Here is a 23,471-nt window from a genome sequence, read left to right on the forward strand (position 1 = left end):
ACCTCACCCGGACGGGAGGCGGCCGACGCGTGACGAGCCGTTTCGGGTGGCGATGCCGTCGGCAGGGGCGTACTCCGGGCTACACCCGGTCCAACCACCGCACCTCGTACGGCGAGAGGGCCAGCATCCGCCCGTCGACCCGGGCCGCGACCGGCCGGCGCTCGGTGTTGACGACGAGCACGGCCGTCTCGTCGGCGAGCACCTCGATCCGGGCGCCGAATGCCGCGGCGGCGGCGACCGGCCGGAAAGCGGTGCCAGGGGGGAATTCCCGGGCGAACCGGGCCAGCAGCCGCGCCATGGGCAACCCGTCGCCCCCGTCGTGCAGTTGGGTGCTCCGCCACAGGCAACCGGGGCAGTCGTCCCCGGTCCGCTGCGGATTCCAGTAGAAGGCGGCCGCCGCGCCGCCCTCCGCCAGCCTCATCAGCGCGGTGGCGTGCACGGCGGTGCAGTGCCGCTCGCTCCAGCCGTCCCGGCCGCCCGGCCCGTCGTCCTCGGCGGGCGGCTCGACGTACCATTCGGCCCACCACACCGGGAGCCCGGTGACGCTCCTCAGCCAGCGGGTGACATCGGCGAACTTCCCGGTGGCGGCGAACTCGTCGGGGACCGTCCGGTGGCCCTCACGGGTGTAGCTCGCTCCGTCGACGACGACGAAGTCCGCGCCCGCCTTGTGCGCGTTCCAGTAGTGGACGACATCGACGGAGCGCCGGTCGAGCCCGCCCCAGGGGCCGCGCACCTCGGGTGAGCCGTCCTCGTCGCCGGGCGGATCGTGGTCGACGACCACGTAGGGACCGCCGACCAGGTTCTCCGGGTTCTGCCGCTTCAGCTCCTCGTGCACGAGGTTGTACAGATCGGTGTACCCCTCGTAATTCCAGCGGCGCTTGCGCTCGTCGTAGAAGCCCTTCAACTCGTTCCACACGAGGAAGTGCCGGATGTCCGGATACCGGCGGGCGACCACCCCCGCCAGCCGCGCGAAGTCCGCGTAGTGCCCGGGATCGGGCGCGGCCTCCAGCCGCGACCAGTCGGTACGCCCCTTCCGGCCGCCCTTCATCCAGTCGGGGGCACCGCACAGGGTCAGGACGGGGAGCGCGCCGGTGGCCCGCATCAGCGCGACGCGCTCGTCGAGGGCCTGGAAGTCGTACCGTCCGGGCGCCGGTTCGGGGTTCTCTGCGCCCCAGCCCATGATGTGCTGGTTCTGCGGCAGGGGCTGCGCGGAGAGCAGGGCACCGACCCTTCCGGTGGCGTCCGGTGTGCCGTGGTCCGCGCTGTACCGGGTGTGCGTGAAGCCCCAGCCCGGCTGGAGCGCCGCTGCGCGACGGTCCACGCCCGGCCCGTCCGCGTCATGTCGTCGCACGACATCCGAGACTATCCGGGACCGCCCGTATCCGGTCCAGGAACGACCGGACTTCCGCGGCGAACACGTCCGGAGCGTCCAAGTGGAGCCAATGTCCGCAACCGGGCAGTTCGACCAGATCCGTGTTCGGCCGCTCGGCCGCCATGCGCTGCGCCGTGGACGCGGTGAGGATGAAGCTGTCGCCGCCGCGCAGGAGCAGGGCCGGCTGCGCGGAAGCCGCCCACTGGGCGGAGAAGTCGCCGGTGAGCGCCCGTTGGGAGGCCATCATGTCGTCGGCGTCGAAGAGAAGTCCCCAGCCGTCGTCGAACCGGGCCGCGCTGTCGAGGAAGTACGAGGCATCGGGGATGCCCTGGGCTTCCATGGCGCCCTTGAGGGCCCGGCGGGAGGGGCTGCGTCGGGGCCACGCGGTGACGTCCAGGACGGGGCGGGTCTCGGGTTCCTGGTTGAGGACGGTCATGTCGGCGATCACGAGCGCCGAGACCAGCTCGGGGTGTTGGTGGGCGAGCAGGAAGCCGATCGCGCCGCCCATCGAGTGCCCCAGGACCACTGCGGGCGCGAGGTCGAGGGCCTGGAGGAAGGCCGCGGCGTCGGCGACGTAGGCATCGGGTGTGGAGTCGCCGCCGTTGTCCGAGAGTCCGTGCCCGCGCTGGTCGAGCGCGACGACGCGGCAGCGCCCGGCGAGCGCGGCGGCCAACGGGGCGAAGATCCGCCCGCGCCCGAAATGACCGTGCAGGGCCAGCAGTACGGGGCCGGGGCCTCCGAAGTCCAGATAGGCGAAGCGGCGGTTGCGGAGCCGGACGAAGGACTCCACGGGCATCGGCGGCCTCCCTCGTGCGCTCTTTTCCGAACATCGGGCAGCCTAGGGCCTGTCCGGTGGATCTTCGCGCCCCGTAAGGGGCGCGGGGAACTGCGCGATCGGCCACGACGCGCCCGCAGTCGATGTCCCCAGGGCTTCGCCCCGGACCCCGAGGGTGGTGCGTCGGCTGCAGGCCGCCTGTGGCTCGTCGCGCAGTTCCCCGCGCCCCTACGGGGCGCTGACCGGGGGCCACCACGGCTTGTCACACGGCCACCACCGTGCGTCGCTTCAAAGAATCTTTACAACTGCGATGCCAGATCGCACCCTCCCCTCGGCCACCCCACAGAATGCCGGTTATGCCCGGCACACTTGATGACGCTGTGTCCGGCTATGTTCCGGGAACGGGACGGAGGGCGCGAATCTGTTACTCGATCTTGTGAAGAAGTCGCACCGATACGGCAAAGGAATCGGAAAGTTGCCTGTTCGGACGGTGCGCTCCCGCGCCCGCATTCAGCAACACGGTTGGCCGTGCCGCCCGTTCGCGTGCTTATATCTGCGGCACCGCGGCGACCTTTTGAACGGCGGTCGATTTCGGCCGGGTTGTCGCGGGAGGCGGTGGGACGGATTTTCCGTTGTCCACCGTCTTTTTGAGAAAGAGTCAGACGAACGAAGGGCGCGCACACACCATGCGTAACGACATCGAGACCCGCGAGATCGACGACACCGAGCTGGACGCCATTGCCGGTGGCGTCGCGATCTCCGGTGGTCTTCTCGGCGCCGTGACCGGCGACGTTCACAACGTGGTCAACACCGTGACCTCGCTGAACACGGTGGGCGCCGCCAAGGCCCTGCCCGGCGAGGTCGAGGGCATCGTCGGCCTGAACGTCGGCGTCGCCGGCCTCTGAGCGTGAACTCCGCCACCGGACAGCAGGGTCCGGGGAGTTTCACGGCCTGACGGTCGCGTCCGCGCTGCCGTGAGGTGTCGCAGGAAACCCATGAGCCCCGGAACCACTCCCCTGTTCCGGGGTTCATGGCTGTTTCCCCACGTTCCCCAAGCAATTCGACAACCCTGTCGAGAATGCAGTCGAAGGAATGGTTCGTGCAGTTCCGCCAGAAGGCGCTTTCCAAGCTGCAATCGCCCGAAGAACTTGATCTGCCCGTGCACTTCGCCCGCCCGCAGGGACGTCTCGTCCTTGCCGTCACACTCCTGGTGATGGCCGCGGCCGGGGTCTGGGTATTCACCGGATCGGTGTCCTCCAGGCTGAGCGCACCCGGCATCCTCGCCCACCCAGACGGCAGTTATCTGTTGCAAAGCCCCTACGCGGGACAAGTCACCGCAGTCCTCGCCAAGGAGGGCCAGTTGCTCTCCGCGGGCACCCCGCTCGTCGAGGTTGCCACGGACCACGGCACCCGGACCGTGCGGGCGGTGGCCCGGGGGCGGGTGACCACGTTGGCCGCCAGGACGGGCAGCGTCCTGGCCACGGGCGCGGACGTGGCGATCGTGGAGCGCGTGCAGAACCCGGACGACCCGCTGGTGGCCATGCTCTACCTGCCCGGCGACAGCGGCGGGACGATCTCCCCGGGCGCCCCGGTCGACCTGACGGTCCAGTCCGTCCCCCGGGAACGGTTCGGCATGCTCCGCGGCCGCGTCGAGGCCGTCGGCCACGCCCCCCAGTCGCAGGCGCAGATCAGCAGCTTCCTCGGCGACGCACGGCTCGCCGCGCAGTTCTCCCGGCAGGGCGACCCCGTCGCGGTGCTCGTGCAGTTGGAGCGCTCCTCCGCCACGAAGTCGGGCTACCGGTGGACCTCCGCCGACGGGCCCCCGTACCCCCTCGGCCCGACCACGCCCGTCACCGCCGCCGTCCACCTCCCCGCGCAGCGGCCCGTCGACTGGCTGCTCCCATGACCGCTCCCATGACCGCGACACAGGACAACGCCCCGCTGCGCACGTCCGCTCCCGGCCACCGGCGCCGCCGGGGCGCAGCCGCCGTGTCCGTGCCCAGGGGCAGGACGCCGCGGCCCGTACGCACCCCCACCGTGCTGCAGATGGAGGCCGTGGAGTGCGGCGCGGCCGCACTGGGCATGGTGCTCGGCCACCACGGCCGCTTCGTCCCCCTGGAAGAGCTGCGCATCGACTGCGGCGTCTCCCGGGACGGTTCGCGCGCCGGCAACCTCCTCAAGGCCGCCCGCGGCCACGGGCTGAGGGCCAAGGGCATGCAGATGGACCTGGCCGCACTCGCCCGGCTGCCCGCCCCGGCCGTTCTCTTCTGGGAGTTCAACCACTACGTCGTGTACGACGGCATGGGCCGCCGCCTGGGCCGCCGCGGCGTGTACGTCAACGACCCCGCCAAGGGCAGGCGTTTCGTTCCCATGGAGGAGTTCGACACCGGCTTCACCGGCGTCGTCCTCACCTTCGAGCCCGGCGAGGGGTTCCGCCGCACCGGCCGCAGACCCGGCATCCTCGCCGCTCTGCCCGCCCGCCTGCGCGGCACGTCGGGCACCATGCTCGCCGCCGTGCTCTCCAGTCTCCTGCTGGTGGTCGTCGGCGCGGCGGTGCCCGCGCTGAGCCGTACGTACATCGACACGTTCCTCATCGGCGGCCGGACCTCCCTCACCGGCGTGCTCCTCGCCTCGATGGCGACCGCCCTGCTGCTCACGGCCACCCTCACCGCACTGCAGCAGGCCAACCTCCTGCGCGGGCGCATCATTTCCTCCACCCTGGGCAGCGCCCGCTTCCTGCGGCACCTGCTCAGGCTGCCGGTCACCTTCTTCGCCCAGCGCAGTCCCGCCGACCTCGTCCAGCGACTGCAGTCCCACGACGCCGTGGCCGAGACCCTGGCGAGGGACGTGGCCGCCGCCGCGGTGGACGCGGTGGTCGTGGTCCTCTACGCGGTGCTGCTGTGGACGTACGACCCGCAGCTCACCGTCGTCGGCATCGGCATCGCGCTGCTCAACGTCGTCGCCCTGCGCGTGGCCGTCCATGTACGCGCCACCGGGACCGAGCAGTTGCGCGCCGAGAACGCCCGGCTCGTCAACACCGCCTACAGCGGCCTGCAGCTCATCGAGACGATGAAGGCCACCGGCGGCGAGAACGGTTTCTTCCGCCGGTGGGCCGGACGGCATGCGGTCACTCTCGACGTGCAGCAGCGGCTCGGGGTGCCCAGCGCCTGGCTCGCGGTCGTCGCCCCCACGCTGGCGGCGCTCAACAGCGCGCTCATCCTGATGATCGGCGGCCTGCGGGCGGTGGAAGGGCATCTCTCGGTCGGTCTGCTGGTCGCCTTCCAGGCCCTGGTGACCGGCTTCACCGCCCCCATCGCCCGCCTCAACGGCGTGGCCGGGCGCGTCCAGGACTTCGCCGCCGAGGTCGCCCGCCTCAAGGACGTCGAGAACTTCCCCGTCGATCCGGTCCATGCGCGGCGCGAACCGCCCGCCGGCACCCGCCGCCTGACGGGCCACGTCGAACTGGACGCCGTCACCTTCGGCTACAGCCCGCTGGACGCTCCCCTGCTCAAGGACTTCTCCCTCTCGGTCGGCCCCGGCCGGCAGGTGGCGCTCGTCGGCGGCTCGGGCAGCGGCAAGTCCACCGTCTCCCGGCTCGTCTCCGGCCTGTACGCCCCCTGGGAGGGCGCCGTCCGCATCGACGGGATGCGGCTGGAGGACATTCCGCGCGGCGCGCTGGCCGCCTCCGTCTCCTTCGTCGACCAGGACCTCTTCCTCTTCGAGGGCACCGTCCGCGACAACGTCGCCCTGTGGGATCCGTCCATCTCCGACGAGGCCGTCGTCGCCGCTCTGCAGGACGCCGCCGTCCACGACGTCGTGGCCCGGCGCCCCGGCGGCATCCACAGTCGCGTCGAACAGGACGGCCGCAACTTCTCCGGCGGCCAGCGCCAACGCCTGGAGATCGCACGGGCGTTGGTCCGGCGTCCCAGCGTCCTCGTCCTGGACGAGGTGACCAGCGCACTCGACGCGGCGACCGAGCAGATCGTCATGGACAACCTGCGGCGGCGCGGCTGCGCCTGCGTGGTCATCGCCCACCGGCTGAGCACGGTGCGCGACAGCGACGAGATCGTCGTGCTCGACCGCGGCACGGTCGTCGAGCGCGGGCGGCACGAGGAGTTGCTGGCCGCGCAGGGCGCGTACGCCCGACTGGTCAAGGAGCACTGACGTGACCTCTCCCCACTACGCCACGGCCGCCGCCACCGACCCGGTCGTGGAGGCGCTCGGCGGACTCGGCACGGCCGTCGACTGCGCGGGGCTGCGCAGCCTGTCCCTGGAGGGGCCGCACGTCCTGTGGCTGGTCGTGGACGGCGAGCTGGACCTGTTCGCGGTCGATGCGGTGCAGGCCGGCCACTGGCACTTCCTGGGCCGACTGGCAGCGGGCACACTGCTGTTGGGCCCGGCCCAGGGCCCCCGGCACACCCTGCTCGGACGGCCCGTGCACGGCTGCCGGCTGCGCCGCGTGGAACTGCGCGAGCTGGACCGTCCGTCGTACGACCGCGATCCGTACCGACACGATCCGTACGGGCACGGCTCCTACGGACACGGTGCGTACGGGCACAACTCGTACGGGCACGACCCGTACGGGCATGCCTCCCACGGTGCCGTCGGCGGGGCGCCGAGTCCCCTGGAGAACGCCTTCGCGCTCGGCGTGGGACGCGGCCTGCGCGCGCTCTACCAGGAGGGCGCGGCCGACGACGACGTCCTGTGGATGCAGATCTCCCCCGGCGACGTGCAGTACGGCGCCCTCTACGAAGGGCACGACACCGCCGGTGTGCTCCTCGTCGACGCGGTGATGTGGCAGGGCATGGTCGACCAGCAGTACCGGCTGCTGTACGCCCTGGACGACCGGATCGAGGAACTCGAACGCGCCCACGAGGACCGCGCGGCGGCCGGTGTCGAGGCCGGCGAGGCCGCCCGCGCGCAGGCCGACCGGGCGCTGCTGGCCTCCATCGGCCGTTCCCGTGGCAGCGCACACCGCGACACGGGGGACGACGCGACGTTCGCCGTGTGCCGCCTGGTCGCCGACGAGGCCGGCATCACCCTGGCAGGGCCCGGCGACAGCGGCGCCGCCGGCTCCGGGCCCGTGGACCCCGTCGAGCGCATCGCGCTCGCCTCCCGGATCCGTACCCGCGCCGTCAGGCTCGACGGCCGCTGGTGGCGCGAGGACAACGGGCCCCTGGTGGGCCGGCGCGCGGACGACGAGACACCGGTGGCGCTGCTGTGGCGGCGCGGGGGCTATCAGGCCGTCGATCCCGCCACCGGCACACACGAACGCGTCGGCAAGGCCGACGAGGCCGCCTTCGCGCCGCGCGCCGTCATGTTCTACCGCCCGCTGCCCGACGGCGAGTTGAGCCTGCTGCGGCTGCTGCGCTTCAGCCTGCGCGGGACGGCGCGGGAGCTGCGCTCCCTGCTCCTGGGCGGGCTGGTCGCGGTGGGCCTGGGCGCGCTCGTGCCCGTCGCCACCGGCAAGGTGCTCGGCTCGTACGTCCCCCAGGCCGCGAACGACCTCATCGTGCAGACCTCTCTGGCGCTCGTCGCCACCGGTGTCGTCTCGGCCGCCTTCATGCTGCTGCAGAACATCTCCGTCCTCCGTCTGGAGGGCCGTATCGAAGCCACCCTGCAACCCGCCGTGTGGGACCGGCTGCTGCGCCTGCCGACGCGGTTCTTCACCGGCCGCTCCACCGGCGAACTGGCCGGCGCGGCCATGGGCATCAGTTCCATCCGGCGCGTGCTGTCCGGCATCGGCTCGGTGACCGTGCAGGCGAGCACGGTGGGGGCGGTGAACCTCGTCCTGCTGCTCGCCTACAGTGTGCCGCTGGCGCTGGCGGCGATCGCGATGCTGCTCGTGATCGCCACGGCCTTCCTGGGTCTGGGACTGTGGCAGCTGCGCTACCAGCGGCAGTTGATCGGGCTCGAGGACAAGCTCAACAACCGCGCCTTCCAGACCCTGCGCGGACTGCCCAAGTTGCGGGTGGCCGCCGCCGAGAGCTTCGCGTACGCCGCCTGGGCGAAGGAGTTCGCCCGGACCCGGGTGCTGCAGCAGCGCATCGGCCGGATCAAGAACGTCGTCACGGTGCTCAACGCGGTGTGTCTGCCGCTGTCCACGCTCGTGATGTTCGTGCTGCTGGCGGGACCGGCGCAGGGCAGCATGTCCGCCGGCGCGTTCCTCACCTTCAGCACCGCCGTGACGATGCTGCTGTCGTCGGTCACCCAGCTGACCGGTGCGCTCCTTTCGGCTGCCGCCGTGCAGCCGATGTTCGAGCGGGTCGGGCCGCTCTTCCGGGAGACCCCGGAGGTGAGCGGCTCCAGTGTCCGGCCGGGAACACTGAGCGGCGCCCTGGAGGTGCACAACCTGAGCTTCCGGTACGCCGATGACGGCCCGCTCGTCCTCGACGACGTGTCGTTCCGGGTGCAGCCGGGCGAGTTCGTCGCGATCGTCGGGGCCAGCGGCTGCGGCAAATCGACCTTGCTGCGCCTGCTCATCGGCTTCGACAAACCGGCAACCGGCAGCGTCCTGTACGACGGCCAGGATTTGGCGGCCCTCGACCGGGCCGCCGTCCGCCGCCAGTGCGGCGTCGTCCTGCAGAACGCCCAGCCCTTCTCGGGGTCGATCCTCGACTGCATCCGCGGGGCCGAGAGCTTCTCGCTCGAAGAGGCGTGGGAGGCCGCCGAGTCGGCGGGCCTGGCCGACGACATCAGGGCCATGCCCATGGGCATGCACACCATGCTGTCCGACGGCGGCGGTGCCGTCTCGGGCGGTCAGCGCCAGCGCCTGATGGTCGCCCAGGCACTCGTCCGCAAGCCGCGCATCCTGTTCCTGGACGAGGCGACCAGCGCGCTGGACAACGAGACCCAGCGCATCGTCATCGACTCCACCCGGGCCCTGCGGGCCACCCGCATCGTGATCGCCCACCGGCTCTCCACCGTCATGGACGCCGACCGGGTCGTGGTGATGTCGGAGGGCCGGATCGTCCAGCAGGGAACGCCTGTCCAACTCCTCGCCGACACGGCCGGTCTGTTCCACGAGCTGGTGCGGCGGCAGATCACCTGACGTGGCCGCTCGAACGCCGGTCCGTGGCGGTGAGGGAGTTGTGCACGGCGGAGACGACGACGGAGCCCTCGCCGACGGCGGAGGCGACGCGCTTGACGGACCCGGAACGCACGTCGCCGACCGCGAAGACGCCGGGCAGGCTGGTCTCCAAGCCGGCCGGCTGCCCGCCGTCGGGATACGCCCGGCGGTCGGTGACCTGCGTTCCGACGCGGACGAACCCCTTGTGGTCCGTGTCCAGACAGCCGCTCAGCCAGTCGGTGTTGGGGGTGGCTCCGAGCATCAGGAAGACGTTGGCAATCGGGTGGGTCTCCGCGGAGCCGGTCCGGTTGTCGGTCCACTGCACCCGGCTCAGGTGCTCCTCGCCGTCGAGGCCGGTGAGTTCGGTGTGCGGATGCACCACGATGCGGTCGGTGGCCTCGATACGGTCCTGGAGGTAACGGGACATGCTCCCGGACAGGCCCGGACCGCGGATGAGCATGTGGACCCTCCGGGCGTGCCGGGACAGGAACACGGCTGCCTGGCCGGCGGAGTTGGCCCCGCCGACGACCACCACGTCCTCGTCCTCGCACAGGCCGGCCTCCGTGGGGGTGGCGGCGTAGTGGATGCCGTTGCCCTCGAACCGTGTCAGACCGGGCAGGTCCAGACGGCGGTAGCGCGCACCGGTGGCCACGACGACCGACCGGGCCTGCACCTGGGCGCCGTCCTCCAGCGTGACCGTGTAGGGCCTCCGGCTGCAGTCCAGGCCCACCACCCGGCGCGGCAGGACGATGCGGGCACCGAACTTCTGCGCCTGCACCTGGGCGCGCCCGGCCAGTGCCTGGCCGGTGACCCCGGTGGGGAAGCCCAGATAGTTCTCGATCATCGAGGAGGTGGCGGCCTGGCCGCCGGGCGCCTCGGCCTCCAGCACCACGGTGCGCAGGCCTTCCGAGGCGGCGTAGACCGCGGTGGCCAGTCCGGCGGGGCCGGCGCCGACCACGGCCAGGTCGAACACGGCGGTCGGGTCCAGTGTCTCGGCGAAGCCCAGGTGCTGTGCGAGTTCCCGGTTGGTGGGGTTCTCCAGGACCCGGTCCGGCCGGTAGACCACCACCGGCCACACCGCGCGGCCGTCCAGACCGTAACGGACCAGCAGTTCGCGGGCGTCGGGCCCGCCCGCCGGGTCGACGACGGTGACCGGGTAGCCGTTGCGCTCCAGGAACCGCAGCACCCGCAGCGTGTCGGCGGTGGCAGGCGGGCCTGCCACCAGCACGGTGGCCTGGCCGTGCTGGATCAGGCCGAGGCGGCGCAGGATGAAGGCACGCATGACGATCTCGGCGATGTCCGGTTCCGTGGCCAGCAGCCGGCGGAACTGCGGACGGTGCAGGCGCACGACCCGGCCGTCCTCGCCCATCCGGCCGTTGACCAGGGTTTTCCGGTCGTTGAACAGGTCCAGTTCACCGGTGAACTGGTAGGGGTCGTGCACGGTGATGACCTGGCACGTGCCGTCGAGGGCCCGGTGGTAGACCTCGATGCTGCCCTCCAGGACGAGGAAGAAGTCCGCGCTCAGGTCCCCGCGCCGGAACAGCGGGGCTCCGGCCCGGAGGTCCTCGACCTGCCCGAAGCAGCGGGTGCGGGCCACCTGCTCGTCGGTGAGCCGGGGGAAGGTCTGCGCGATCCGCTGGTAGGGATCCGTCGTGTCCACGGCGGGCCCGGCCGGAATCCGCGCGCTGCTGTTCGTACTCATCAGCCTCACCAGCCCCACTGCTGCTCCAGGCCCCTCCAGTGTCCCTCTGCCCGGCACATCGCGTGTGCGGTGCGCGGGGGACGGAGCAACAATGGGGATGCGCGGCGCTGCGAAGGAGACGGATCATGCCCGACGACCGTGGCATTCCCGGCATCGACCCCTCGGTGCCCCCGGGCGGGGACGGCTGCGCCGAGTGCCTGGCGGACGACGGCCCCGGCTGGTGGTTCCACCTGCGGCGCTGCGCCGCCTGCGGCCACATCGGCTGCTGCGACTCCTCCCCGGCCCAGCACGCAAGCCAGCACGCGCGCGAGGCCGGCCACCCGTTCCTCACCAGCTTCGAGCCCGGGGAGGACTGGTTCTGGGACGCCGGGACCGAGCAGTTCTACGACGGTCCCGACCTGGCCCCGCCGACCTGCCACCCCGCCGACCAGCCCGTCCCGGGACCGCAGGGGCGCGTACCGGAGGACTGGGAGCAGCGCCTGCGCTGATTGGCCGCGCCCCGAAGGGGCGCGGGGCGCCTACATATGCGGCTCCGCCGCGTGGGCGCGACCAGCCACGACGAGCCCGCAGTCGACGCACTGCCCCCGCGGAGCGCTCACCGTTTGTCGCGCTGCCCCTCGGCAAGCTGTGCGGTGATCCTGTCACCGCCGAAACGGCCCTGGACGGCGGCTGCCAGGCCGGGGGCGACGCCGCCGACGAGGGTCGCCAGGCGCAGGCTCAGCGGGGCCACGTCCACCTCGGCGAGGTTCTGCTCGACGGCCCGTACGGTCGCGCGCGCCACGTCCCGCGGTGAACGTGTGCCGATTCCGCGGGGCAGGGTCGCGCCGGAGTCGGCGAACATGCCCGCGTCCCTGATGAAGCCGGGGAACACCGTCGAGACACCGACGTTGTGGGGCCGCATGTCCTCGCGGAGCGCGAGGGCGAAGCCGCGCATCCCGAACTTGGTGGCGTTGTAGAGGGATGTCTGCCCGGACGCGGCCTTTCCGGACAGCGAGGAGATGAAGACCAGGTGGCCGCGGCGCCGGGCGGCCATGCGTTCACCGGCCAGCTTCGCCATCACGATGGGCGCGCGGAGGTTGACGTCGAGCGCGCGGTCGATCTGGTCGATGGAGTAGTCGGACAGCAGACCCGCCCCCGGCAGCGCGGCGTTGGCCACGAGCACGTCGATCTCGCCCGCCTCCTGCAGGAGTTCCCCGATCGCGTCCCGGTCGGACAGATCCGCAGGAATGGCCCGGCCCCCCAGTCTTTCGGCCAGCGGCTCGAGCACGTCCGTGCGGCGCCCGGTGAGCACCACCTCGCCGCCGCGGGCCGCCAGGCCCACCGCCAGTGCCCGCCCGATGCCGCCGGTGGCCCCGGTCAACAACACCTTCGCGCCGCGCAGATCCATGTCTCGTGCTCCCGTCGGAGTGATCGTGGGTGACAGTGCCGCCACTCAGGGCCAGTGCACACAACCGGATTCATCCGTTCCAAGATAACGATCTCATTAAGCAACGGAACGGAAAACAGCGGGACTTGGATCGGACCATTTGTTTCCGGCCGGTAAGGCTGCTGACTCCGGAGTCAGTTGCCCGGCGTCCACTCCCTCCCGCCTCATCCTCGGACGCCTCGGCCGCATCCCGCCTCGAAATCATGACTGCCTGACGGCACATCTGTTCTGGCACACTTCCCGCCACCCCCTCGCCCCACACAGGAAGCGCACAGATTCAGCACGGCCTCAGTACGTCTCAGTACGTCTCAGCACGACCAAGGAAACCCCCCATGCACAGATTCCGCATACCAGCGCGCAAGAAGGCGCTGCGTTCCGCCCTCATAGCCACCCTCTCCGGCGGGCTGCTGATGGCCTTAGGTCCCCAGGCCCAGGCCGCCGCCACCGGAACGGTCGTCGGCGGGCAGGGCAACTTCGCCACCGTCAACCAGCGTTCACAGCCGTCGCTGTCCGCCGGCGTCACCGGAACCTCCCGGCCCGGCGACCGCATCCCCATGGCGTGCCGCACCACCGGCGACGTCGTCGAGAACAACTCCCGCTGGATCTGGTCCGGCAGCTACTACCTCGCCGACGCGTTCATCCGCGAGGACACCGGCGGCCTGCCGGTCTGCGGCACCAGCCGCCCCGCCGCCCAGAAGGTCCTCAACATCGGCATGCAGAAGCAGGTCCGCGACCAGTGGTGCTGGGACGCCTCCGGCCTGACCATCGCCAACTACTGGGGCTACACCAAGTACAACCAGTACGACTTCTGCCGCCTGGCCGCCCAGGGCAACGGCGGCCTCGACTGCAACAACCGGCCCGCGACACTCGGCGACATGGCCAACGGCCTCGCCAACATGGGCTTCCGCAACAGCGGCCGCGACCTCTACCGCAACGCGTCCTTCTCCGAGACGCAGAACGAGATCGCCAACGGGCGTCCGTTCGCCGTCCGTATCGGCTGGACCTCCGGCGGCGGCCACATGAACGTCATCTACGGCTACGACGGCAACAGCAACATGATCGCGGTCGGCGATCCCTGGCCGAGCACGCAGACCTACACGTGGTGGGACTACTCCACCTACTCCGGGAACAACTCCTTCCGGTGGACCCACACGCGTACCGGCATCCAGGGCTGAGGAGACCACCGACCATGTACCGTACGACCAGACGCGCCATCACCCTGTGCGCGGCCACTGCCGTCGCCGCCCTGTGCGCGGTCGGCCCCGCGCAGGCCGCCGACGGACCCGCCGCGCCCGCCGCCTCCGACTACGCCGCCGCCCAGCAGGTTCTGCGCTCCGACCAGGTCCACTCCACCGTGTCCCGCTTCCTGACGGCCACCGGACACCCGGCCCCGGCCGCCGGCGCGGACGGCGGGACGGCCGGGGGCGACCGGCGCGGACTCGCACAACAGCCCGCTGCGGCACCGCACTTCGACCTCGACAAGCCGGTACCCCTGTACGAACTCGCCCCCGAGTTCGTCACCGGCAAGACCAGGCCCACCGCCGGTACGGCACTGCGACTGTCCGGCCTCGCCTCCCGCGTCTCGGCCGCCGACGGCCACCAGGCGGCCGTGTTCCTGATGCCCAGGCCCGGCAGCGGCTCCTGGCACCTGGCCGGCATCCGCGACGGCGAGGCGGACATCGGCGCCGCCGAGCGCGGCACCGAGCAGGCCCGCACGTTCCTGGAACCGCAGCTCCACGCCTGGTACCGGCTGACGGGCGCCGGGACCGTCGAACCCCTCAACAAGGAGGCCTCCACAGCCCTGCAGGGCGAGCCGCACGTCACGCTCGCCGCCTACCAGCAGCTCGTCGCCAAGCGCTACGGCGACAAACTCGCCGGCTCGTCCTACGACCGCAAGGGCCTGGCCGGCGGCTACGCCCTGGCCGAGGATGCCGGGCAGCGGCCCGACACCGCCACCTCCACCTCATGGCTCCCCGCCGCCTTCGGCACGATCGCCCTCGCGGCTTCGGGCACAGCCGTGGCGGTGCTGCGCCGCCGGCGCCGAGCGGCCTGACGCCGCCCGTCGACAGGACCGGCCCCTCCCTTCGACGGGGGGGGCCGGCCGCCGCCGGTGGGTGAGAAGGCGAGGCGCGCAGGTCGTAAACGAGCAGCACAACGCGTGCCGGTTCGATCGTCCAGGGCACCGGGGCGGCACGGATCCGGGCAGCGGCTCCTCGCGTCGTTCCAGGCGTTGCTCAGGTGGACGTGCCACTGGCAGGAACCGGTGGTTGCGAGAAGCGCCATGAGCGCTGCAGGCGGGCCCGGGCGTCCCGGCTGTAGGGGCACTGGGGGCGCAGGTTGAGGCGTTCGCTCAGCAGGGTGCGGGCCAGGTCCTGGCGTCCGGCGTGCAGGGCAGCCTCGACCAAAGTCCTCTGCACGGCGTCCCGTTGGGCGTGGCTGCCGCCGAAGCCGTGGAGGCGGTGCCGTACGGGCACGAGCAGGTCGACCGCATCGGCGTAGCGCCGCTGCCCGTACGCCACGAGCGCCCGGCACACCGGCAGCCCGATCTCCGCGGTCATCGCGACGTTGGACGGCTCCGGACGACCGGCGCCGGCGCCGGCGCCGGCGCCGCGCAACCATGCTTCGCGGTCTCGGACGAGCCGTTCGGCATCGGAGATGCGGTCGGCTCCGACGTAGGCCATGACGGCGTGGACGTCGTTGAAGGCGTAGTAGGCGCCGTCGCGTCGTTGCGCCCAGGCGTCGGCCAGTGCGGGCCAGCGGTGACCGGTGTCGGTGCCCGCCAAGTACAGCCGCCAGAGCAGCGATGCAGCGTCCAGGAGTTCCATGGCCGCCCCGGCCGAGCCCTCGTGGTGCACGGCGTCGTCGTAGACGGCCAGGACTCCGTCCGTGCGGCCGGTAGCCAGCAGATAGAGCGCGTAGTGCCACCAGTTGTGCACGTTGAGGTAGTTGCCGGTCGACCAGTCGTCCGTGCGGGCGTCGAGGTAGCGGATGCCGTCCTCGTGCCGCCCCTGCATCTCGTAGGCGTGCACGACGGCGTGGATGCCCCAGACGTCGCGCGCGTTGCGTTCCACGGCCTCCAGGCCGACGCGCTCGGCCTGGGTGTAGTGCCCGGCCTCCTCCAGGCCGAACGCGTACATGCCCTGGAGCAGGCCGTAGTGCGGATCGTCGGCGTCCCAGGCGGACAGGGCACCGCCGATGCGGTCGCGCAGCAGCGTGGCGTTGCCGGTGAAGAAGTCGATCTGGTGGCCGACCGCGAGCGCGAGGGCGTCCTTCGGGTACGCCACGACGAGTTCGGCGAGGATGCGCCCCGCCTGGTGCATGTCACCGCCCAGCCAGCAGGAGGCCGCTTCGACGTGCATGCGTTCCCGCGGGGTCAGGTCGGCAGGAGGCACGTCCCGGCGGTGCGCCTCGAAAGCCGTGGCCGCCTCGGCCGCGTCCTTCTCCTCCGTGCCCAGCAGGCCGAGGTACGTCCGGAAGACGTTCCCCATGACGGACCGGGGCGAGGCCTGGAGCACCGCCCCGGCCTCGGCGGCGACTTCCTCGCGGAAGTGGAGCAGGCTGCCGAGGGCCTGCTCGTAGTGCCGCGCCGCATCGGCATCGGTGTACGTCATCGAGTGAGCATGCCGGTCCGTGACCACTCTGTTCTGCCCTCCTGCCGGGGCCGTCCCTGCCTCACGGCCGAGCGTACCGGCTCGGGAACGCACCATCAGGGCGGCGCACATGACCGAAAATCACGTGGTCGGCCGCAGGGCGGACCCGTAGTTTTCGGCCTTGCCCCGAGCCGTGCCGCGCTCCGGGCCGACCCCACGCTTCGAGGTATTCCCGATGCACATCCGGCTGCTCGACGCCCTGTTCGACGAACCCGCCCATCGTGCCTGTCTCGATGCGCAGCAGCGCGCCTATGCCCGGCTCGGCTACGAGGCGATGACGCAGTACGGGGGCACGGATGCGCGCACCACTCTCGACCCGCTGAGCTGTCTTGCGGCGTTCGACGACGTGGGAAGGCTCGTCGGCGGAATCCGCATCCACCGGAGAATTGCGGGTCGGCTGCCCTCCGAAATCCACCTCGCGAGCGAGGAGTTCGACCGGGCCTTGGCGGACGGGCTGACTGCCGGGGAGTCGGTGGCGGAGATCTGCGGCTTGTGGGTGGAGAGCGACTGGAGCGGTCGCCATCTCGGCACCCTGCTGGTCGTCGTCGCCACCGTGACGGCACAGAGGCTGGGGGCGACCGTGGTCTGTGGCAGTTGCGCCGCGGAACGCGTCAGGGCCTACGAGTGGTGCGGCTACCGCTTCCGACACGACCGTCCCTTGCCCGACAGGCCGTTTCCTGGGGTCACTTCGTACTACTCCATCGACAAGGTCGAGGCCGTCCGCCGCCGCGAGGAGCGGCTGACCGAGGCGATGACGCTGCTGAGCTGCGCCCTGGACCGGGCTCCCTGCATACCTGCCGACGTGATCCGCACGGCAGCCGAACGGCTCGGCCTCCGGCTTTTCACCGCCCCGCAGTTGTCGACGACGGCACCGACAGGCACCCGATGAACCTCGAAACCCGTCTCGACGCCCTCACCGAGCCCGCCGACGCCACAGCTCCGTGGCGTCCCGAGTTGTACGCACCGGCCGATCCGGAGCAGCATTCCGCCCTGGCCGAGCTGCTCGAACACGGTGCCGTCACCTCGGTACGGGACACGCTCGCCGAACAGCTGGCGGAACTCCTCACCGCCCGACGGCCCGATTGGCGGCCGGACAACGACGAGTTGGCCTCGGCGGTCGCCGGTCACCTCGGGGGACGGCGTCCGGCGATGTACGGCACGTGGGTGTGGTACCCGTGGTCGCGGCAGCTCGTCCACGTTCTTCCCCGGGCCGAGTACCGCGAGCTCCGGCAGTCCCGCAACCGCTACAAGATCACGGCAACGGAGCAACGTCTCCTGGCGCAGAAGACCCTGTCCGTGATCGGCCTCTCGGTGGGTGCCGCAAGTGCGGTCACCCTCGCCCAGGAAGGCGTGGGCACCCGGTTCCGGCTCGCCGACTTCGACAGCCTCGCGTTGTCGAACATCAACCGGCTCCGCGCCTCGGTCGCGGAGATCGGCCTGCCCAAAGTCGTCATCGCCGCACGGCAGATGTACGAGATCGACCCCTACCTCGACATCGCCGTCTGGCCGGACGGGCTGACCGAGGAGAACGTCGATGCATTCCTCGTCGGAGGCGGCCGCACCGACCTGCTCGTCGAGGAATGCGACGACCTGTACCTCAAGATCCACGCCCGTGAACGCGCCCGTGCGCTCGGAATCCCCGTCCTGATGGAGACCAATGAGCGCGGCATGCTGGACGTGGAACGGTTCGACCGCGAACCCGGCCGCCCGCTCCTGCACGGGCTGCTGGACGATGTGGCGGCCGCCGACGTCAAGGCCATGTCGACCCGCGAGAAAGTCCCCTACGTCCTGCGGATCCTGGGGCAGGACGAGCCCTCCGAGCGTTTCGTCCCCTCGCTGGTCGAAATCGGCAGCACCATCTCCTCGTGGCCCCAACTCGCCTCCGGAGTGGCCCTCGACGCCGCGCTGGTCACGGATACCGCGCGCCGCCTCCTCCTCGGCCGGTTCACCGCCTCGGGCCGCTATTTCGTCGATCCCGGCGACCTGATCCGCGCAGGAACGCAGGCCCCCGTGACCGCACCGGTTCCCGCACCGGAACCCGCCCCGGAAGCGGTCCCCGCCACACTCCTCCTGCCCGATCCCGGAAGCGACGCCCTGGGCGAGGAGGGGATCCGCCGCCTGGTCGCCCACGGAATCCTGGCACCGTCCGGTGGCAACAGCCAGCCCTGGCAATTCACCGCACGCGGCGGTGAATTGGACTGCCGCATCGACGACGCACAGCCACCGACCCTGCTCGACTTCGAAAGGTCCGCCACCCACCTGGCCATCGGTGCGGCAGTGGAGAACATTCACCTCGCCGCCCAGGCCTCGGGATGGGCCTGCCATGCGCGCACCTTCCCCGATCCTGCCGACCCCGGCCTCGTCTGCCGGCTGGCCTTCTCCAGAGCGGCCCACACCCCGCGCCCTGCCCTGTTCGACTGGATCGAGCAGCGGACCACCAACCGCAATCCCGGTCCGGACCGCCCGCTCGCCGAGGCGCACGCCGCAGCACTGACGGACTGCGCCACCGAGAACGGCACTCGGCTCCATCTCGTCACCGACCGCCCCCAGTTGGACGAAGCAGGCCGCATCCTGGGGGCGGGCGACCGGCTGCGGATGCTCTCCCCACAGCTGCACCGGGACATGATGGGCGAACTGCGCTGGGGCCCCGAAGAGGCACAGCGCACCCGGGACGGCCTCGATGTCACCACGCTCGGTCTCGACGACGTCGACCTCGCCGGCGTCCACATGGCCCGGCACTGGTCGAACCTCGCCCTCATCCGCCGGATCGGCGGCGGTGCGGCATTCGAGGAAGGCGCCCGCAAGGCCGTTGCCGCCTCCTCGGCCATCGGCTGCCTGACCGTCCGGGGTACGGAACCCCGCGCCTACGTCCACGGCGGCCGCGCGCTGCAACGCATCTGGCTCACCGCCACCTCCCTCGGCCTGGGGCTCCAGCCCCTGTCCTCCCTCCTCTACCTTTTCGCCCGCGCCGAACGAGGCGGCGGCGCCGGGCTCGACGCCTCCGAGACGGACACCCTGCGTACCCTGCGCACCAGGTTCACCGCCATCGTCCCCCGCAGGCCGGACGAGGCCGAGCTCCTGCTGTTCCGGCTCACCTACGCCGCACCTCCGGCTGTCCGGTCCCTGCGCCGCGACGTCGACGCAGTGCTCCGCTTCGACACGACGAGCCCACAGCGCGGTGCGTGACGACGAGCCCGTCCGTGGCACGGCCGGGCTCGTGGTCACCGAGAAGATGGGACCGTTCGCGACACCCGCAGCTCCGTCAGATACCGCTTGGTGACCCGGCCTCCGTACCGCGTGTCGATCAGTGCGGCAATGCACCCCAGCAGCCCCTCCCTGGCCTGCGGCGGCAATGCCCGGTGGCCGGAGTAGGTCCGCAGCACGTCCAGGTATGCGGCTGTGGTGTACGTCAGGTCCCACTCGTAGCGCCGGAAGGCGACGGGGCCGAACCGACCGCTGCGTGCGACCTCGTCCGCGTACTCCGAGGTGTCGACGTCCTTTGCGGCAGGAAGCCGCAGCCCCGGAGGGGTGGCCGGGTCGAAACGCTCGTAGCAGTCCTGGACCTCGGCGAAGAACTCCTCGCTGCCGCCCGCCACATGCTGACTGTCGACCACGGCGAGGGCGCCACCGGGCCGCAGCGCGTCGGCGGCCTTGACCATCCGCACTGCGGGATCGATCCAGTGGAACGCGGTCGCCGACACGACCACGTCGAACGGCTCCTCGGGCAGCGGCCAGGTCTCGAAGCCGGCCGTGACGACCTTCACGGCCCCGAACCGGTCCAGTTTGCGCCGGGCGACGGCGGCCATGTTCGCGCCCTGTTCGACGGCGGTGATCCGGCACCCGCGTTCGGCGAGCGGCAAGGTCGCCTTGCCGGTGCCGGCCCCGACTTCCAGGACACGGCAGCCGGGGCCGGTACCGGCCGTCTCGGCGAGGTCGTCGAACAGTTCAGGCGGATACCCGGGCCTGGCCCGGTCGTACAGCTCGGCGTCCTCGTCGAAGGTCCGGCTCAGGCGGACACGGTGCGTTGCGTCAGGGGTGCCGTCGCGCATGGCAGCATGCTAAGCGTGACGCGCCCCGTCAGGGGCGCGGTGAACTGCGCGATCAGCCATCGACGGCCTGCAGCCGACGCACCACCCAGGGGTCCGGGGCGAAGCCCCGAGCACCTCGACTGCGGGAGCGTCCTGGCCGGTCGCGCAGTTCCCCGCGCCCCTGACGGGGCACGAAGATCCGCCGGACACGGCCTAGCGTGCCGAGGCGAACGCCGCCTCCAGGCGCGGGACGTAGTCCGTGAGGTCCTGCGTCCAGCAGCCGCTGTCGTGGCCGCCCTTGCAGGTGGTGCCCCAGCCCGATCCGTTGCCGTAGTTCACGTAGTGGACCGGGTATCCACGCGCGTCCAGGGCGTTCTTGGCGTGCACCGTCGCCGACTCCGCCCAGAACTCCGCGTCGGCGGGGCTGCCGTTGCCGTTGCCGGTGTAGAGCGCGACGCCGATGCCGGCGTCGGCCAGGATGCCCATGTGGGAGGAGGGGTCCGCCTCGTTCCACAACCGGTCGGCGTTGAACACCGGGTACGGCGAGCCGAAGACTGCGTCGCCGGCCACCGCGGGACCGAAGTCGAGGGCGCAGGTGGTGCCGGAGCTGGAACCGCAGAACGGTGCGCCGGCGTTGGTGAGGGTGGCGACGACGGCGCCCCGGATGACGAGGTGGTTCACCGAGAGGTCATCGGCGCCGGAGAGCGAGGCGACCTGGCTGAAAAGGTCCGGGTGCCGCTGGGCGTAGTGCAGGGCGCCGAAGCCGCCCATCGAGATGCCGGCGACGGCCCGCGCCTTCTTATCCGCAATGGTGCGGAGGTTGGCGTCGATGAACGGGAGCACTTGGCCGATGTGGAAGGTCTCCCATTTCTGCGCACCGGCTGCGGAGTTCTGGTCGCGCCAGTCGGTGTACCAGCCCCGCCGGCCTCCGTCCGGGATCACTGTGATCATCTTCTGGGTCGCGGCGAGGGCGGGGTAGGCGAGGCCCGGGTTGGCCGGGTCGTCGGACGCGCCGTGCAGGAAGTAGAGGACCGGGTAGCGCTTCGCGGGCGCGGTCGCGTAGTCGTCCGGCAGCAGGATCCGGATGCGGTGCTCCCCGGCGACCGCGGCGGTCCGCACGGTGATCACGAAATTGGTGGCGGTTCCGGTGGCCTCGCCGACCTGGGTCAGTCCGGAACCGTCGGTCATCCTCGGCGGGGCCGCCGGGGTGTCGGCGTGGGCGGACGGCGCGCCCGATATGAGCGTGCCCGACACGAGAAGGGCCGCGGCCGTCGCGGCGACGGCCGCCTTCGCGCGCACGGCCCGTTCCCTCATCTGCCGCCCGATGGGCTTGTGGATCTTCATGGGGTGAGTGTGATTCAGCCATCGGGCCGGCGGGGAGTCGCTTTTTGGAAAATCTCTTCCACTCGCCTTCCGCCGCGTTACCGCTCAGCACACGGGAACGCCGCTGTCGGCAACACGCTCGAGCTCGTACCAGGTGCGCGGGCCGAGCACACCGTCCGCCCCCAGGTTGTCGCACCCCTGGAAGCGGAGCACCGCGCTCCGTGTCACGGGTCCGTACACCGGCTCGAACGGCGGGGCGAAGTCCGTCAGGTCGTGGCCGAGATAGCACTGGAGCTGGAGCAGCACCGGGCCGGTGGGACGGGACGACCACTCCCCGGTGTAGTTGCACACGTGGGTTGCGGAGGGCGCCCGCTGCGCGGCGGCGTGGGCAGCGCCAACGGGCAGGAGGGCGGCGGCGAGCAGGGCGGAGACGGTGGTGGTACGGATGCGCGGGCGTCTCATGGCGGTCCTCCGACGGCGATGAGGTGAATGACCTGGTGCAGCGGCCGCCCCGCCGAGCGGAGCGGCCGCCTATGGTGACCTTCGAAGTCACTTGTGGCAGTCGATGTCGCTGCTCCACCAACGGTCCAGCTGGGCCCAGGTGTTCGGGCCGATGATGCCGTCCGCGGACAGCCCGGCGCACTGCTGGAAGGCGACGGTCGCGCTTCTGGTGCCCGACCCGAAGATGCCGTCGACCGTCACGTGCCGGTCCAGGACGCTGTTGAGCTGGCACTGGGCCTGCTTGACCGCGGCACCGGTGTCCCCCTCCGACAGCATGGGCTCGGCATTCGTGTAGGCACAGGTGAAGTGGGCCGGGGCCGCCACCGCAGTCGTGCTCAGGGCGCCGACTCCGACCAGCGATCCGGCCAGGACCGCGGCCGCCGCGAAGGGACCGATCCTCATGGTTTCCTCCCCTGGAGTGGAACGAGTGGAACGACTGCAGCGAACGAAACGATGCAGTGCCGTGCAGGTCCCAGCCTCACCGCCTTGTCACGTGATGTCGTCCACTTTCGGGCTGGCCCGAAGAAGGGCGGATGGCCACAATCTGCATGTCTTCCGGGCGACATCACGGAGGGGAGCCTTCGTTGACCTATCGCATCCACTTCACCGTCGAGGACATGGCCCGCGTCCGCGTCGACGACGCACCGCGCCCCCTGCTCGAACTCGGCGTCGCGTTACGGGTCCTGCAGTTCCCCACCCGGCCGCTGCACCTCAGCGCCTGGCGGCACGCCGTCCTGACCCGGCTCCCGCCGCAGGCCCGCATGGTGGTGGACCTGCTTCCCCCGCACGGATGGGCACCCGACTTCCTGGTGCCCGGCTGGGCCGGGGGCCCGCAGGAGCTGCTGGAGAAGGTGCGTTCGGTGCCCCTGCAGCAAATCACCGACGAGGTCCGGCTGTTCGCCGAACGTCAGCCGCTGCCCTCCTGGGCGCACCGTCTCGGTGACGACCCCCTGCTGCTGCAGCAGCTCTACGACAGCCTGGCCGTCGTGCACGAGCACACGATCGCACCGTATTGGCCCCGTATCCGCGCGGACATCGCCGCCGACCGCGCGGTGCGCGCCCGCCACCTGCTCCGGGGCGGGGCCGAGCAGTTGCTGGCCGGGCTCAACCCCCGGCGCATGCGCTGGAACCCGCCGGTCCTGGAGGTGGACACCGCCTCCAGGGCGGATGCCGAGCTGTATCTCGGCGGCCGTGGACTGCTGCTCGTCCCCTCGATGTTCAGCATCCGGGCCCCGGTGCTCGACCCCTTGGCGGAGCCGCAGCCCATGCTCACCTACCCCGTGCACCCGGCACCGGATGCCCCTCCCCTGTTCCCCGCCGCACCCCCGTCGGCAGCCGGGCCCGCGACCCTGGCCGCACTGCTCGGCCGCACGCGGGCCGCCGTCCTGCACACCATCGCCGAGCGCCCCGGCTGCACGACCACCGAGCTCGCCGCGAGCACCCGCATCGCACCGGCCAGCGCCAGCGAACATGCCACGGTCCTGCGAGAGGCAGGGCTGATCACCACGATCCGCGATCGGCACACCGCGCTCCACTCCCCCACACCCACCGGGCTCGCACTGCTCAACTCCTCGCCGGCGCACCGGACCGCATGACGCCGGCCGGACAGCCGCCGCTTCGGATGC

Annotated in this window: 19 protein-coding genes; 10 read left to right on the forward strand and 9 right to left on the reverse strand. The window is 71.4% G+C overall.

Features of this window, described 5'->3' with window-relative positions; all coding sequences use genetic code 11:
• Positions 1-79: 79 nt before the first annotated feature.
• Positions 80-1,351 (reverse strand): xylan 1,4-beta-xylosidase, encoded by a 1,272-nt coding sequence (locus ACWD4B_RS05355; protein WP_451419507.1) that lies wholly within the window; start codon positions 1,349-1,351, stop codon positions 80-82.
• Positions 1,338-2,168, reverse strand: coding sequence for an alpha/beta fold hydrolase (locus ACWD4B_RS05360; RefSeq protein ID WP_451419508.1), 831 nt, complete (start codon positions 2,166-2,168; stop codon positions 1,338-1,340). Before ACWD4B_RS05360 ends, ACWD4B_RS05355 begins: the two co-directional genes overlap by 14 nt.
• A gap of 665 nt (positions 2,169-2,833) precedes the next feature.
• Here ACWD4B_RS05360 and ACWD4B_RS05365 point away from each other — a divergent pair.
• From ACWD4B_RS05365 to ACWD4B_RS05380, 4 genes are all read left to right on the forward strand, one after another.
• The gene (locus ACWD4B_RS05365; RefSeq protein WP_451419509.1) at positions 2,834-3,052 is read left to right on the forward strand and encodes a hypothetical protein; all 219 of its coding nucleotides are present in this window, start codon (positions 2,834-2,836) and stop codon (positions 3,050-3,052) included.
• Positions 3,053-3,246: 194 nt separating this feature from the next.
• Positions 3,247-4,053 carry an HlyD family efflux transporter periplasmic adaptor subunit gene (locus ACWD4B_RS05370; protein ID WP_451419534.1) on the forward strand — a complete coding sequence of 269 codons (807 nt, stop codon included), beginning with the start codon at positions 3,247-3,249 and terminating at the stop codon, positions 4,051-4,053.
• 8 nt (positions 4,054-4,061) lie between these two features.
• Positions 4,062-6,311 carry an NHLP family bacteriocin export ABC transporter peptidase/permease/ATPase subunit gene (locus tag ACWD4B_RS05375; RefSeq protein WP_451419510.1) on the forward strand — a complete coding sequence of 750 codons (2,250 nt, stop codon included), beginning with the start codon at positions 4,062-4,064 and terminating at the stop codon, positions 6,309-6,311.
• A gap of 1 nt (position 6,312) precedes the next feature.
• Positions 6,313-9,198 (forward strand): NHLP bacteriocin export ABC transporter permease/ATPase subunit, encoded by a 2,886-nt coding sequence (locus ACWD4B_RS05380; protein WP_451419511.1) that lies wholly within the window; start codon positions 6,313-6,315, stop codon positions 9,196-9,198.
• On the opposite strand, the gene ACWD4B_RS05385 is transcribed toward ACWD4B_RS05380, so the two are convergent.
• Positions 9,191-10,918, reverse strand: coding sequence for an FAD-dependent oxidoreductase (locus tag ACWD4B_RS05385; RefSeq protein WP_451419512.1), 1,728 nt, complete (start codon positions 10,916-10,918; stop codon positions 9,191-9,193). The genes ACWD4B_RS05380 and ACWD4B_RS05385 overlap by 8 nt on opposite strands.
• 125 nt (positions 10,919-11,043) lie before the next feature.
• Here ACWD4B_RS05385 and ACWD4B_RS05390 point away from each other — a divergent pair, with 125 nt between their 5' ends.
• Complete coding sequence (locus tag ACWD4B_RS05390) at positions 11,044-11,406, forward strand: UBP-type zinc finger domain-containing protein (RefSeq protein ID WP_451419513.1); 363 nt, start codon at positions 11,044-11,046, stop codon at positions 11,404-11,406.
• 107 nt (positions 11,407-11,513) lie between these two features.
• On the opposite strand, the gene ACWD4B_RS05395 is transcribed toward ACWD4B_RS05390, so the two are convergent.
• Complete coding sequence (locus tag ACWD4B_RS05395) at positions 11,514-12,305, reverse strand: SDR family NAD(P)-dependent oxidoreductase (protein ID WP_451419514.1); 792 nt, start codon at positions 12,303-12,305, stop codon at positions 11,514-11,516.
• 371 nt (positions 12,306-12,676) lie between these two features.
• On the opposite strand from ACWD4B_RS05395, the gene ACWD4B_RS05400 reads away from it, so the two are divergent.
• Positions 12,677-13,519, forward strand: coding sequence for a papain-like cysteine protease family protein (locus ACWD4B_RS05400; RefSeq protein ID WP_451419515.1), 843 nt, complete (start codon positions 12,677-12,679; stop codon positions 13,517-13,519).
• Between the two features lie 14 nt (positions 13,520-13,533).
• Positions 13,534-14,397, forward strand: a complete 864-nt coding sequence (locus ACWD4B_RS05405; RefSeq protein WP_451419516.1) for a hypothetical protein — start codon at positions 13,534-13,536, stop codon at positions 14,395-14,397.
• 181 nt (positions 14,398-14,578) lie between these two features.
• Here ACWD4B_RS05405 and ACWD4B_RS05410 read toward each other — a convergent pair whose 3' ends face one another.
• A complete protein-coding gene (locus ACWD4B_RS05410; protein WP_451419517.1) occupies positions 14,579-15,955 on the reverse strand; it encodes a tetratricopeptide repeat protein in 1,377 nt (458 codons plus the stop codon).
• A gap of 214 nt (positions 15,956-16,169) precedes the next feature.
• On the opposite strand from ACWD4B_RS05410, the gene ACWD4B_RS05415 reads away from it, so the two are divergent.
• On the forward strand, positions 16,170-16,883 hold the full coding sequence (locus tag ACWD4B_RS05415; RefSeq protein WP_451419518.1) for a GNAT family N-acetyltransferase: 714 nt from the start codon (positions 16,170-16,172) through the stop codon (positions 16,881-16,883).
• Positions 16,880-19,180 (forward strand): Rv1355c family protein, encoded by a 2,301-nt coding sequence (locus tag ACWD4B_RS05420; protein ID WP_451419519.1) that lies wholly within the window; start codon positions 16,880-16,882, stop codon positions 19,178-19,180. Before ACWD4B_RS05415 ends, ACWD4B_RS05420 begins: the two co-directional genes overlap by 4 nt.
• A 35-nt stretch (positions 19,181-19,215) precedes the next feature.
• On the opposite strand, the gene ACWD4B_RS05425 is transcribed toward ACWD4B_RS05420, so the two are convergent.
• The 4 genes from ACWD4B_RS05425 to ACWD4B_RS05440 form a co-directional block, all read right to left on the reverse strand.
• The gene (locus ACWD4B_RS05425; RefSeq protein ID WP_451419520.1) at positions 19,216-20,043 is read right to left on the reverse strand and encodes a class I SAM-dependent methyltransferase; all 828 of its coding nucleotides are present in this window, start codon (positions 20,041-20,043) and stop codon (positions 19,216-19,218) included.
• A gap of 192 nt (positions 20,044-20,235) precedes the next feature.
• Positions 20,236-21,336, reverse strand: coding sequence for an alpha/beta hydrolase (locus ACWD4B_RS05430; protein ID WP_451419535.1), 1,101 nt, complete (start codon positions 21,334-21,336; stop codon positions 20,236-20,238).
• 114 nt (positions 21,337-21,450) lie between these two features.
• Positions 21,451-21,807, reverse strand: coding sequence for a peptidoglycan-binding domain-containing protein (locus ACWD4B_RS05435; protein WP_451419521.1), 357 nt, complete (start codon positions 21,805-21,807; stop codon positions 21,451-21,453).
• An 87-nt stretch (positions 21,808-21,894) separates the two neighbouring features.
• Positions 21,895-22,248, reverse strand: a complete 354-nt coding sequence (locus ACWD4B_RS05440; protein ID WP_451419522.1) for a peptidoglycan-binding domain-containing protein — start codon at positions 22,246-22,248, stop codon at positions 21,895-21,897.
• Between the two features lie 182 nt (positions 22,249-22,430).
• On the opposite strand from ACWD4B_RS05440, the gene ACWD4B_RS05445 reads away from it, so the two are divergent.
• A complete protein-coding gene (locus tag ACWD4B_RS05445; protein ID WP_451419523.1) occupies positions 22,431-23,441 on the forward strand; it encodes an ArsR/SmtB family transcription factor in 1,011 nt (336 codons plus the stop codon).
• Positions 23,442-23,471 lie beyond the last annotated feature (30 nt).

This window comes from Streptomyces sp. NPDC002536, assembly GCF_053594995.1.